Raw genomic sequence first — 13,070 nt, forward strand, 5'->3', positions numbered from 1 at the left:
TCGGTTATGCGCTCAATTGTTCCTTACGAGCACGACGTTTTTGGTTCATGGCAAGCACCAGCAAAATCATTAAGCATGGCACAAATACCCATTCTTTCATCGGACGTTCTGCATCTTGGATAACCCACTTGATCTCCCAATCAAAGTCGATACCTGCAGACTCTGCCGGGCTACCAAACTCGACCATATCGACAATCATTTTGTTGTCGCTTTCGGTCAGCATCAGACCCATTGACGAAATACGTGCTTCCGCTGTTGTCGCACTGTCTTCGAATGGAAGACGAACCGTTTTCTCGATGTAGTCGCCTTCAAGGTTTTCGCCGGCAACACGTAGCTCCAATGATTCTCCTACATTTAGCGTTTCCGTGATTTGAGCTACCTCAACGCCAGGAGAAAGAACTTTCGCTGGATACAGCATGTCCCACCAAAAACCAGGACGGAAAAACGAAAATGTCAGTACTAATAATAGAACGGTTTCCCACCACTTGTTACGCGTGAACCACCATCCTTGTGTAGCGGCGGAAAAGATCAGCATCGCAATGATCGATGAAATGACAGTGAGTGCTAAATGCCACCAAGAGTCTATCCCCATCAATAGTAGCTGGGTATTGAACACAAACATGAATGGCAAAATGGCGGTTCGAATATCGTAAGTAAAGCCTTGGATACCTGTACGAATCGGGTCTGATTTAGCAATCGCAGCCGCCGCAAATGCCGCAAGACCTACGGGTGGGGTGTCGTCGGCCAAAATACCAAAGTAGAAAACGAACAAGTGCACCGCAATGAGTGGGATGATCAAGCCATGTGCTGCACCTAGCGTGACAATAACCGGTGCCATCAACGTAGATACTACGATGTAGTTCGCCGTTGTCGGTAGACCCATCCCAAGAACCAAGCTGATTATTGCGGTAAACAGCAGCATAAGAATGATGCTACCGCCAGAGATAAACTCAACGAAGTCCGTCATGACCAGGCCGATGCCCGTTAGGGTGACGACCCCAACTACGGTACCTGCCGCTGCCGTTGCAACGCCGATACCAATCATATTGCGAGCGCCAGCAACCAAGCTCTCAGCCAGATCAACGAAGCCATCTTTGGTTTGCTGCATCATGTCACCTTGCTTTGATAACAGAGCAATCAATGGACGCTGAGTCAGCAAAATGAAAATCATGAACACCGTTGCCCAGAATGCTGAAAGACCTGGCGAGAAGCGCTCTACAGTCAGACACCAAACCAATACAACGATAGGCAGTAGATAGTGCAAACCAGATTTAACCGTTGGGCCAGGATCTGGTACTTCTGTTAACTCTGCATCAATCTCAATTGCGCCATCTTGCACGTGATTTGCTGAGATCTTCACCAAGCCAACATACGCAATTAACAGGGCAACCGTAACAATTGGCGTCGCGGCATCACCAAAGACATCTTTCGTCCAACCCACTCCGTAGTAAACCAATGCGCTGATCACACACAGTCCTAAGATTGTGCCAGTAAAGGAAAGCAAACTTTGTACTAACGTTGGGTTGTGGCGACGAGGAAGACCTGTCATACCCGCTTTACACGCCTCAAGGTGAACGATGTAAATCAAAGCGATGTAAGAGATAAGTGCCGGAAGTAGAGCAGCCTTAATCACCTCAACGTATGAGATACCGACATATTCCACCATCAAGAATGCCGCCGCGCCCATGATTGGTGGCGTTAACTGACCATTGGTTGAGGCGGCAACTTCAACGGCTCCCGCTTTGGTGCCCGGAAAACCGACACGTTTCATCAATGGAATGGTAAAGGTACCAGTGGTTACCACGTTTGCGATTGAAGAGCCAGAAACAAGCCCGGATAAACCAGATGCAACAACGGCCGCTTTTGCAGGACCACCTTTCATATGACCCAGCAAAGAAAAGGCGACTTTAATGAAGTAAGCACCTGCGCCAGCGCGTTCCAGCATGGCACCAAACAATACAAACAAGAACACAAAAGAGGTTGAAACGCCTAATGCGACACCGAATACACCTTCCGTTGTTAGCCATAAGTGAGACATGGCCTTGTTTAAGCTCGCTCCTTTATGCGCGATGACATCGGGCATATAAGGGCCAGCAAAGGTGTAAGTAAGGAAGACAGCAGCAACCACCATCAGTGGTGGACCGAGCGCTCGGCGTGTTGCCTCTAAAAGGAGAACCATACCGATGACAGCAACGACGATATCTGCCGTTGTTGGTGCACCGGAACGTCCAGCTAGCTCGGTATAAAAAAGGTAAATATATGCCGCAGAAAAACTACCTGCTAGCGCCAATATCCAATCGACAAGAGGGATATGATCGCGAGGGGAATTTTTCATCGCTGGATAAGCAGTGAAAGCCAAGAAGATCGCGAAAGTGAGGTGGATTGATCGCGCTTCCGTGTCGTTCAGTACGCCGATATTAAAAATAAATGGTAGCGGAGATGCGTACCATAATTGAAATAGTGACCAACACAGAGGAACAAACCAAAGGATTCGTCCTTGCATTCCCGAGGGGCTACGTGCACCTGTGTCTGCCTGAGCCACCATTTCTTGCACATCTTGTGACGGAGCTTGATTCGTCGCCATGTACTTTTTCCTTATTATTGATGGTCCTGTCGGATTTTTATCGAGAACCACACTTCGCCTTTATCAGTGTAGCGAATGGAGCGAAGTTTGCTTTCGAGTATTTTGCTGCCTGAACTCAAAGTGTTGAATTTTGGAGACTCTGCTAGGCGGCGTTTAAGTTTTTCTTGGGTATGAACTCGCAATTTTCGGAAGAAAACTGGCGAATGAAGCATGCAGTTAGCACGTGCTACAACCTGCATGCTCAAACAGGCAGAAAACCATCTTTTCCTGCCTGTGAGTTTGGAGTCTGAGGAAGTTACTTAAGTAGACCCACTTCTTTGTAGTATTTTTCTGCACCTGGGTGAAGAGGGATAGATAGACCCGCTTTCACCATGTCTTCTTTTTTCAGGTTTGCAAACGCAGGGTGTAGACGTTTGAACGTATCGAAGTTTTCAAACACGGCTTTTGCAACGTTGTAAGCGACATCGTCTGAAACGTCTGCTGTTGTAACCATCGTTGCCGCAACACCAAAGCTGTTTACGTCTTTGTCTGTGCCACGATACATGCCAGCTGGCACTGAGCTAAAGGCGTAGTATGGGTTATCAGCAACAATCTTATCGATTTTCGGGCCTGTTGCAGAAACTAGCTTAGCATCACATGATGTTGTTGCTTCTTTGATTGAACCGTTCGGGTGACCCACCATGTAAATAAATGCGTCAATTTTGTTGTCACAAAGTGCTTGAGAACGCTCAGAGCCCTTTAGCTCAGAAGCCAATTTGAAGCTGTCGTTTGTCCAGCCCATCGCTTCCATAACAACGCCCATGGTTGCACGGTCACCAGAGCCAGGGTTACCGATGTTTACGCGCTTACCTTTTAGGTCTTCAACGTTTTCGATACCTGAATCTGCACGAGCAATGATGTTGAAAGGTTCTGTATGAAGAGAGAACATTGCACGTAGCTTTTTGTACGGGCCTTGTTCCGCAAACTTACTCGTACCGTTGTAGCCGTGGTACTGCCAATCCGATTGCACGATACCAAAATCTAACTCGCCAGCACGGATAGTGTTAACGTTGTAAATAGAGCCGCCAGTCGATTCTACTGAACAACGAATGTTGTGTTCTTTACGACCTTTATTGACCAATTTACAGATAGCACCACCAGTAGGGTAGTAAACACCTGTAACAGAGCCAGTACCGATAGTAATAAACTCTTGAGCGTTAACTGCGCCTGCACCCATTACTGCTGCAGCGATAGCGCCTACTTTGAGAAGTTTGTTAAATGCCATGAATTTCCCTTCCTTATATTCATTATTTACCCGGAAATAACCATAAATCACTTCTGGAGTTTCCTATTTGGAAACGGCATCTTTTCCAATCCAATCGTTTGAAAAAGCGAGCGAATCATAACAAAAAATTGGCAGAAAATTATCCAATTGTTAAATGTTATAGTTGATAAGTCTGAATCTTGTGCAGGAGGATAGTGTTAGATTTGTGATCTAATTCTTTTTATAACAAACACTTAATAAGTATTAAGTGAACGAAGTGAAAAAGATCAATTGCGTGATGTTAATCACAAAATAGGTGGTTAAATAATGGTCTGGATAAGCAAAAGATTTACATAAATCATGGGCTACAAAATGAGATTTCTTTTATAGCCCACAAAGAGTTAGCTGATCTAAATGTGAAAGAACTTAGCCAGTGTATTCGAACAGTTCACATACTGATTTGAACAACTGTTCAGTCGTAATCGCCATCGTTGGAGTGATAAAGATAGTGTCATCACCTGCAACAACACCAAGAATACCTTCGGATTTACCCAGTGAGTCAAGCAAGCGAGCAATCAACTGCGCAGCACCAGGGCCAGTATGGATAACAACTAATGCCGCGTTATGGTCAATGTCTAGCACCAGTTCACGCAAAGAGCTGCTTACAGTCGGTACGCCTAGCTCAGCAGGAAGGCAGTAAACCATTTCCATTTTTGCATTGCGTGTGCGGACGGCGCCAAATTTAGTCAGCATGCGTGATACTTTCGATTGGTTAATGCTTTCAAATCCTTGTTGTTTGAGTGCATCAACAATCTCACCCTGTGAGCCAAAGCTCTCTTCTTTTAATAGGGCTTTAAAGGCGCGGACTAAGTTGTCTTGTTTTTCTGAATTGCGCATAGTCATTACGAATCTCTTATATTACGGGTCAGCAATTTTGCATATTCTCGCATATATATTCATGCGGTGCCAAAGAGTCCCAGTATTATGTTAGTTACGTCACTGTAAACTATATACCACATGGAATTCTTTAACTATATGAAGTAGGGCTGTTTTTGTTTTCTTGAATTCCTTGTCATTTCAACAGAATAAAAGAATAATCCAAGCCCCATTTGTAGCACGGTAACAGCTAGTTGCGCGAGGTCGCAAAGCTAGCGTTAATTGATTGTAATCAAGTTGTGATTCCGATAGCTTTATTTAAGTTGGTTACAAACTACCCTACGAATACGTTTATAAGAGAAATACTCTCAAGGAGAACTACATGAAAGTAGCCGTTATTGGTGCCGCTGGTGGCATCGGTCAAGCCCTGGCCCTTCTACTTAAGAACCGTCTTCCTGCTGGTTCTGATTTAGCCTTATACGATATTGCTCCAGTAACTCCTGGTGTGGCTGCTGACCTTAGCCACATCCCGACGCCAGTTTCTATCAAAGGTTACGCGGGTGAAGATCCTACTCCAGCACTAGAAGGTGCGGATGTTGTGCTGATTTCTGCAGGTGTTGCTCGTAAGCCTGGTATGGATCGCGCGGATCTATTCAATGTAAATGCTGGTATCGTTAAGTCGCTAGCGGAGAAGATTGCGGTTGTTTGTCCGAAAGCTTGTGTTGGTATCATCACAAACCCGGTAAATACAACAGTGCCAATTGCCGCTGAAGTACTTAAGAAAGCGGGTGTTTACGATAAGCGTCGCTTGTTCGGTGTAACAACACTTGACGTTATCCGTTCAGAAACATTCGTTGCAGAGCTAAAAGACAAAGATCCAGGTGACATTCGCGTACCTGTTATCGGTGGTCACTCTGGCGTAACGATCTTACCTCTACTGTCTCAAGTGGAAGGCGTTGACTTTACAGCTGAAGAAGTAGAAGCATTAACGAAACGTATTCAAAACGCAGGTACCGAAGTTGTAGAAGCAAAAGCGGGTGGTGGTAGTGCAACACTATCAATGGGCCAAGCTGCATGTCGCTTTGGTCTGTCTCTAGTTCGTGCTCTTCAAGGTGAAGAAGGCGTAGTTGAATGTGCATACGTTGAAGGCGACGGTGAGCACGCGACTTACTTCGCACAGCCTGTGAAACTAGGTAAAGAAGGCGTAGAAGAAGTACTAAGCTACGGCAAACTCAGCGACTACGAAAAGTCTGCACTAGACGGTATGCTAGAAACACTAAATGGCGACATCAATATTGGTGTTGAATTCGCAAAGTAATCTAGAAAGCTCGAATAAGAAGAAAGCCGATCAAAATGATCGGCTTTTTTGATCTTTGGCTTCTCTGCTTCGTAAAATTACTTGATTAAAACAACGTGGTGAAAGAGAAGATGATGGAAGCAAGTCGAATCCGTAAAGGCATGGTTGTTGAATGCCAGCAGGGCGTAGGTATGATATTGGTGGTCGACCGTGAAGCAGAGACGGTACTGTTGTCGAAACAAGGTTCTGATCAGCAGATTGCGGTTAGCTTTGATGAAATAGAAGATGACCCACAACTGCATGGCGGTAGTGACAGATATTACTAGCGCTTATCACGGCATTAGGTATCAGATACAAAAAAGGAAGAGCTTGCTCTTCCTTTTTGTTTTAAGTCTTGCGTTATGGGTTGCTATGATTACTTCGTGCGTTGTACCGCGACATGAGCCAGAGTAATAAGCGCTTGCTTGTATTCAGATTCTGGCAATACTGATAGTTCTTCGATTGCTTTGTCTGCTTCTTCTAGTGCTTTTTGCGTCGTGTATTCCAGAGATCCGGCCTCTTTCATCACCGCGAGAATTTCTTCTAAGCGATCCATGCCATTGGCCTTCTCAATTGCTTCGCGAATCATGAGGGCATTGTCTGGCGTGGTATTACGCATAGCGTGAAGTAGAGGCAAAGTTGGCTTGCCTTCAGCCAAATCATCCCCCACATTTTTACCCATGTCTTCGCCATCAGAGGTGTAATCCATGACGTCATCAATAAGCTGAAACGCAGTACCCAAATACTTACCGTAATTTTGCATTGCGATTTCAACATGCTCAGGAGCATCGTTTAAGATTGCGCCAATTTGAGTTGCAGACTCAAATAAGCGTGCCGTCTTAGAGTAGATGACTTGCATGTAGCTTTCTTCTGTCGTGTCAGGATCGTTACAGTTCATCAACTGCTGAACTTCACCTTCGGCGATCACGTTTACGGCGTTGCTCATTAGCTTAAGGATCTTCATGGATCCTAGCTCCGTCATCATTTGGAATGAGCGAGTATAGATAAAGTCCCCAACTAACACGCTAGCAGCATTGCCAAATGCAGCATTCGCAGTTGCTTTACCGCGGCGCATGTCTGATTCGTCGACCACGTCATCATGCAGCAAAGTCGCTGTATGGATGAACTCAATAAACGCAGCTGCCATTGTATGACCGTTGCCTTGGTAACCAAGTGCGCGGGCTGACAGTATCGCTAAAAGCGGTCTCAGACGTTTGCCTCCACCACTCACGATATAAAAACCGAGCTGGTTGATTAAAGAGACATCAGAATTAAGTTGGGCTTGAATTGTTTCATTCACTTTTGCCATGTCATCGGCAGTAAGCGCTTGGATAGTTTTAAAATCCATCGTATATCCGGCTGAAGTTAGACCCTGCAAGGCTTATTCGATTTATATAATTGTCGAATAATACACTAAAAAACGTTGATTAATACATTACTAAAGGGCATGATTGCCGCACTTTTCTTTGGCGATTAGCTTTTCGCCAATTTTTTCAAAATATGGCTTGTCATAGGAGCATCTATTCTGTAGAATCTGCGCCCTATTGATGATTAGTTTAGCGCACACCCTCAAGAAAGGCTGTGCGGAAAAAGCGGAGTAAAATATGTACGCTGTTTTCCAATCTGGTGGTAAACAACACCGTGTAAGCGAAGGTCAAACTCTTCGTTTAGAGAAATTAGACGTTGAAACTGGTGCAACTGTAGAATTTGATAAAGTTCTTCTTGTTGCTAACGGCGAAGACATCAAAGTTGGTGCTCCTCTTGTAGAGGGCGGCAAAATTGTTGCTGAAGTTGTACAACACGGTCGTGGCGATAAAGTTAAAATCGTTAAGTTCCGTCGTCGTAAGCACTCTCGTAAGCAACAGGGTCACCGTCAGTGGTTCACTGAAGTGAAGATCACTGGTATCAACGCTTAATCTATTAGGAGAGTTTAACAATGGCACACAAAAAAGCTGGTGGTTCTACTCGTAACGGCCGCGATTCAGAAAGCAAACGTCTAGGTGTTAAGCGTTTCGGTGGTGAATCTGTACTTGCAGGTAACATCATCGTTCGTCAACGTGGTACTAAGTTCCACGCTGGTAACAACGTAGGTATCGGTAAAGACCACACTCTATTCGCTCTTACTGAAGGTAAAGTGAAGTTCGAAGTGAAAGGTCCTAAGAACCGTAAGTTTGTAAGCATCGAAGCTGAGTAATTAGGTTTTTACCAAGTTACTTAATAGCTTTAAGCTGAATTCAAAAGCCCTGCCGAATCGGCGGGGTTTTTTATTTATGGCAGTCGACATATCGAAGTTTCTCGTTTCCACGTTATTTGTGGGCTGGGAGCTTAGATCTGTCATCTGCTAAAATTGTCAGATGACAAAGTAGATTTAATCCACGCACGAAGTAGTCGGAGTAAAAGATGAAGTTCGTAGATGAAGCGGTAGTAAAAGTTCAGGCTGGCGACGGCGGTAGCGGCGTTGTGAGTTTCTGGCGTGAAAAGTTCATCACTAAAGGTGGCCCTGATGGCGGTGATGGTGGCGACGGTGGTGATGTTTATATCCAAGCCGATGAAAACCTTAACACTCTGATTGATTATCGTTTCCAGCGCTTCTACGAAGCGGAGCGTGGTGAGAATGGCCGCGGTGGTAACTGTACAGGTAAACGTGGCAAAGACATCGTTCTTCGTGTGCCTGTAGGTACGCGCGCAGTGGATATCCACACAAATGAAATCGTGGCAGAAGTTGCTGAACACGGTAAGAAAGTGATGATCGCAAAAGGCGGTTGGCACGGTCTAGGTAACACGCGTTTCAAATCTTCAGTAAACCGCGCGCCTCGTCAAAGAACATTAGGCACAAAAGGTGAAGTACGTGAAATTCGCCTTGAGCTATTGCTTCTTGCTGACGTTGGTATGCTTGGTCTACCTAATGCAGGTAAATCAACCTTTATCCGCGCAGTATCAGCAGCAAAACCAAAAGTCGCTGATTACCCATTCACGACGTTGATCCCAAGCTTGGGCGTAGTGAGTGTCGTACCAGAGAAAAGCTTTGTTGTTGCAGACATTCCAGGTCTTATCGAAGGTGCAGCAGATGGCGCTGGTCTTGGTATTCGATTCTTGAAGCACTTAGAGCGTTGCCGAGTGTTGCTGCACATGATCGATATTATGCCAATTGATCAGTCTGATCCGGTGCAAAATGCACTAACGATCATTGATGAGCTAGAGCAATACAGTGAAAAACTGGCAAGCAAGCCACGCTGGTTAGTATTCAACAAAGTTGATTTAATGCCTGAAGAAGAAGCGAATGAGAAGATCCAAGAAATCTTAGACGCACTAGGCTGGGAAGACGAGTACTTTAAGATCTCGGCGATCAACCGTAACGGCACTAAAGAGCTTTGTTACAAACTGGCTGACTTTATGGATAATCTACCTCGCGAAGAGGAAGAAGTGGCTGAAGAAGATAAAGTTAACTTCATGTGGGATGACTACCATAAAGATGCGATGGCGGGTAAAGACGTTATCACTGAAGATGACGACGACGATTGGGATGACTGGGACGATGAAGAAGATGACGGTCACGTTGTCTACGTTCGTGACTAATCAGAACCGTCAAACAATGCCTGTTTGTCTATAATTCATTAAGCCGCAATTTATTTATTGCGGCTTTTTTTGTATCTAAATCATATTTAGATGGTGTGATTTACGGCACAATAGCCGATACGTCGTGATTTTTGAGGGCTAGTTTGGACCTCTCGCGTATGAATGAGCAACACCCTAAAAGGAATTAGACTGATTTATGACTCTAGAAACCATACCGTCTGGAGAGTTGGCGGTATCCACTCAACGATCTATTTCTCGCCTTGTTGCCCAAGCCGGGCAAATGCTACTCGCTCATGGTGCTGAAAGTACTCTGGTGAGCGATATTATGCGCCGTATTGGCCTTGCTTGTGGGGTTAATGAAGTTGCGGTTGCCCTATCAGCCAATGCACTGGTTGTAACGACGGTAATGGATGGACACTGCATCACCACCACCCGAAGTTGTGCCGATCGTGGCATTAATATGCGCGTTATTACGCAAATTCAACGTATCTGCATCATGATGGAGCGTGGGCTGCTCGATGCAGCCATGGCGCAGAAAAAGCTGAACGCCATCAGTCCAGAGCGTTATAACCGCTGGCTGGTGGTGTTTATGATTGGCCTGTCATGTGCGGCATTCAGCCATCTGGCAGGTGGTGATTGGGGGGTATTTGTTATGACCTTTTTAGCATCAGCTGGTGGCATGATCGTTCGCCAAGAAATTGGTCATCGTCACTTTAACCCTTTACTGAACTTTGCAGCGACAGCCTTTGTGACGACCTTAATTTCTGCGCAAGCGGAAATCTACCAAATCGGCAATCTGCCCACCGTTGCAATGGCATCGTCGGTATTAATGCTCGTACCGGGTTTCCCGTTGATTAACTCAGTGGCAGACATGCTGAAAGGGCACATTAACATGGGTATTGCCCGATTTGTGATGGCCAGCTTACTGACGTTGGCGACGTGTTTGGGCATCGTTGCTGCGATGAGCGTTACTGGAATTTGGGGGTGGGCAATCTAATGAGTTTATTTGATTTGATGCTTGGCCTGCTGAATGACATGTTTTTCGCTGCGATTCCCGCAGTTGGATTTGCACTGGTTTTTAACGTGCCACAAAGAGCTTTAGTGTATTGCGCTGTTGGCGGCGCGATTGGACACGGCAGCCGTTATTTGATGATGCAGTTTGGTATTCCCATTGAATGGGCGACCTTTTTTGCCGCGACGCTAGTTGGGATGATCGGGGTATACTGGTCTCGCCGCTTTCTCGCGCACCCAAAAGTGTTCACTGTGGCAGCTTTGATCCCGATGGTACCTGGCGTGTTTGCTTACAAAGCAATGATAGCCATGGTTGAGATCAACCATATTGGTTATTCACCTGAGCTCGTTGCAACTTGTATGGAGAACTTTCTTAAGGCCATGTTTATTATTGCAGGTTTAGCTGTTGGTCTTGCTGTTCCAGGGCTGTTATTCTATCGCCGCAGACCAATTGTATAAGGACCTAACATGATCATTAGTATGATTGCCGCGATGGCCGACAATCGCATCATTGGCAAAGACAATCAAATGCCTTGGCATCTTCCCGCCGATTTCGCTTGGTTTAAGCGCTGCACTATGGGCAAGCCTGTTGTGATGGGACGCAAAACCTATGAGTCTATTGGTCGCCCTTTACCTGGTCGCTTGAATATTGTTATCAGCCGTGATGAGACACTAAAGATCGAAGGCGTCACTACCGTAACATCGATTGAGCAAGCTTTGGACGTGGCTGGTGACGTGGAAGAAGTGATGATCATTGGCGGTGGTGCGATTTACGCAGCTTGCCTACCGATGGCCAATAAACTATATGTAACACACATTGAAGCCGCGATTGATGGTGATACTCAGTTCCCAGATTGGGGAGACGAGTTTAAGGAAACTTACTCAGAAACGTATCAAGCCGATGAGAAGAACGCCTACAACATGCGCTTTACTGTGTTAGAAAAGTAATTCGAGATTAAAACAGCGTATTTAATATGGTAATGCCGTTCGTATAACACCGAGCGGCCATCTCGGCCTGCCATCATCCTGAAAGCGACGGAGGAGCGTGATTCAGGATCTTCTATACGAGTACTTTGTTGTCAAAGGTATCTCTATCTACCCGCAGCGTGCGGATATTAGATTCCTAGTCTCGCTAAGGCTCGCTGGAATGACCCTACAGGAGATGTTAGGTGACAGGCATTCTCCCTACGATGGATTATCGACTATTATTCAGTGTTTAACTTAACGCATCCTGAGTAAAGATTTTCTTATCGTCCCAACGGATCATGGTTAGGCTTCCGCCCCAAACACAGCCAGTATCCAGACCGATGATCTCTTCGTCTACATGGCCTTGTAGTGCAGCCCAGTGACCAAACAACACCGTTTTATTGAGGTGAACGCGCTGAGGTACATCAAACCATGGAATAAGTTCGTTACCGGAAACTTGTTGTGGTGGTAGTTTACAATCCATATCCAAACGACCGTCAGGGAAACAAAAGCGCATCCGTGTAAAGGCATTAATAATATAACGGCATCGGTCCAAACCCTGTAGAGAGTCATCCCAGGAATCAGGTTGATTGCTGTACATGTTTTTTAAGAGCCAAGGCAGCTCTTCACTTTGGATGATGCGTTCAACTTCGCGGGCACATTTTCTTGCGGTTTTTAGATTCCACTGCGGTGATATCCCAGCGTGACACATCACGAACTCGTCATGCTCGGCCATAAGAGGTTGCTGAGCTAGCCATGCCAATAGATCTTCTTTATCGGGTGCAGTGAAAATAGGTGCGGTTTTATCTTTGTCTTTGACCTTTTTTATCCCGTGAGCAACGGCGAGCAGGTGAAGGTCGTGATTACCAAGCACAACGGTTGCGCTTGTGCCAAGTGACTTCACAAAGCGTAAAGTTTCTAGTGATTTAGGCCCTCTGGCGACCAAATCACCAGCGAGCCAAAGTTGGTCTTTTTTCGCAGAGAAAGAGACTTGTTCTAGTAGTCGCTGCAATTCATCAAAACAGCCTTGAATATCACCAACAATATAAGTAGCCACTGAATCTCCAATTTACTAATTTAAAACATTTGGAACAGCAAGACGAAATGGTTCAATTTCGGTGATGAACTCCTGTCCTTTTTCATCCAGCATTTTGTAGTGCCCTTGCATAACGCCGACAGGGGTTTCTAACGCGGTTCCGCTACTGTACGTGTATTCATCATTGCTTGGAATAAAAGGTTGTTGACCCACCACACCGTCACCTTCAACCGTCATTTGCTTGCCATTCGAGTCTGTGATTAACCAGCGACGGCTCACTAACTGCACGGTTTGTTGGCTAAGGTTTTTGATGGTGATGATATAGGCGAAAACGTAGCGTTGTAGCTCAGGATTGGACTGTTCTTCGATGTATTTGGTGTGAACTTGAATTTTGATGCAAGGTTGAATGACGTCCATGTGCACTCCTCAGAAACGTAATATC

At 45.5% G+C, this 13,070-nt stretch carries 14 protein-coding genes; 8 read left to right on the top strand and 6 right to left on the bottom strand.

Annotation, left to right across the window (positions count from 1 at the left end):
* Positions 1–4: 4 nt before the first annotated feature.
* The 3 genes from NDJ01_RS09030 to argR all read right to left on the bottom strand — a co-directional run bounded on the left by NDJ01_RS09030 (position 5) and on the right by argR (position 4,724).
* Positions 5–2,584: a TRAP transporter permease gene (locus NDJ01_RS09030; RefSeq protein WP_258586598.1), complete on the bottom strand. Its 2,580-nt coding sequence runs from the start codon at positions 2,582–2,584 to the stop codon at positions 5–7.
* Positions 2,585–2,879: 295 nt separating this feature from the next.
* A complete protein-coding gene (locus tag NDJ01_RS09035) occupies positions 2,880–3,848 on the bottom strand; it encodes a TAXI family TRAP transporter solute-binding subunit (RefSeq protein ID WP_005392302.1) in 969 nt (322 codons plus the stop codon).
* A gap of 405 nt (positions 3,849–4,253) precedes the next feature.
* Positions 4,254–4,724: a transcriptional regulator ArgR gene (gene argR, locus NDJ01_RS09040; protein ID WP_031780246.1), complete on the bottom strand. Its 471-nt coding sequence runs from the start codon at positions 4,722–4,724 to the stop codon at positions 4,254–4,256.
* A 361-nt stretch (positions 4,725–5,085) separates the two neighbouring features.
* Here argR and mdh point away from each other — a divergent pair, with 361 nt between their 5' ends.
* Positions 5,086–6,021, top strand: coding sequence for a malate dehydrogenase (mdh, locus tag NDJ01_RS09045; protein ID WP_046874036.1), 936 nt, complete (start codon positions 5,086–5,088; stop codon positions 6,019–6,021).
* A 113-nt stretch (positions 6,022–6,134) separates the two neighbouring features.
* Positions 6,135–6,326 (top strand): hypothetical protein, encoded by a 192-nt coding sequence (locus NDJ01_RS09050; RefSeq protein WP_258586620.1) that lies wholly within the window; start codon positions 6,135–6,137, stop codon positions 6,324–6,326.
* Positions 6,327–6,415: 89 nt separating this feature from the next.
* Here NDJ01_RS09050 and ispB read toward each other — a convergent pair whose 3' ends face one another.
* Positions 6,416–7,387, bottom strand: coding sequence for an octaprenyl diphosphate synthase (ispB, locus tag NDJ01_RS09055; RefSeq protein WP_005392297.1), 972 nt, complete (start codon positions 7,385–7,387; stop codon positions 6,416–6,418).
* 256 nt (positions 7,388–7,643) lie between these two features.
* Between ispB and rplU the strand changes: the two genes are divergently transcribed.
* The 6 genes from rplU (at position 7,644) to folA (ending at position 11,574) form a co-directional block, all read left to right on the top strand.
* Positions 7,644–7,955 (top strand): 50S ribosomal protein L21, encoded by a 312-nt coding sequence (rplU, locus tag NDJ01_RS09060; protein WP_005383096.1) that lies wholly within the window; start codon positions 7,644–7,646, stop codon positions 7,953–7,955.
* 20 nt (positions 7,956–7,975) lie between these two features.
* On the top strand, positions 7,976–8,233 hold the full coding sequence (rpmA, locus tag NDJ01_RS09065; RefSeq protein WP_005383095.1) for a 50S ribosomal protein L27: 258 nt from the start codon (positions 7,976–7,978) through the stop codon (positions 8,231–8,233).
* Between the two features lie 206 nt (positions 8,234–8,439).
* Entirely contained in the window at positions 8,440–9,615 is a 1,176-nt protein-coding gene (cgtA, locus tag NDJ01_RS09070) for an Obg family GTPase CgtA (RefSeq protein ID WP_005383091.1), read from the top strand.
* Positions 9,616–9,811: 196 nt separating this feature from the next.
* Positions 9,812–10,612: a threonine/serine exporter family protein gene (locus NDJ01_RS09075; RefSeq protein WP_150916207.1), complete on the top strand. Its 801-nt coding sequence runs from the start codon at positions 9,812–9,814 to the stop codon at positions 10,610–10,612.
* Positions 10,612–11,085, top strand: a complete 474-nt coding sequence (locus NDJ01_RS09080; protein WP_005392295.1) for a threonine/serine exporter family protein — start codon at positions 10,612–10,614, stop codon at positions 11,083–11,085. Before NDJ01_RS09075 ends, NDJ01_RS09080 begins: the two co-directional genes overlap by 1 nt.
* Before the next feature lie 9 nt (positions 11,086–11,094).
* A complete protein-coding gene (folA, locus tag NDJ01_RS09085) occupies positions 11,095–11,574 on the top strand; it encodes a type 3 dihydrofolate reductase (protein ID WP_182019214.1) in 480 nt (159 codons plus the stop codon).
* A gap of 268 nt (positions 11,575–11,842) precedes the next feature.
* Here the strand turns inward: folA and NDJ01_RS09090 are convergent, their stop codons facing one another.
* On the bottom strand, positions 11,843–12,649 hold the full coding sequence (locus NDJ01_RS09090; RefSeq protein ID WP_258586599.1) for a symmetrical bis(5'-nucleosyl)-tetraphosphatase: 807 nt from the start codon (positions 12,647–12,649) through the stop codon (positions 11,843–11,845).
* A gap of 15 nt (positions 12,650–12,664) precedes the next feature.
* On the bottom strand, positions 12,665–13,045 hold the full coding sequence (gene apaG, locus NDJ01_RS09095; protein ID WP_005379668.1) for a Co2+/Mg2+ efflux protein ApaG: 381 nt from the start codon (positions 13,043–13,045) through the stop codon (positions 12,665–12,667).
* Between the last annotated feature and the right edge of the window lie 25 nt (positions 13,046–13,070).

Source organism: Vibrio sp. HS-50-1, from assembly GCF_024747315.1.
Classification (GTDB): Bacteria; Pseudomonadota; Gammaproteobacteria; order Enterobacterales; family Vibrionaceae; genus Vibrio; species Vibrio diabolicus.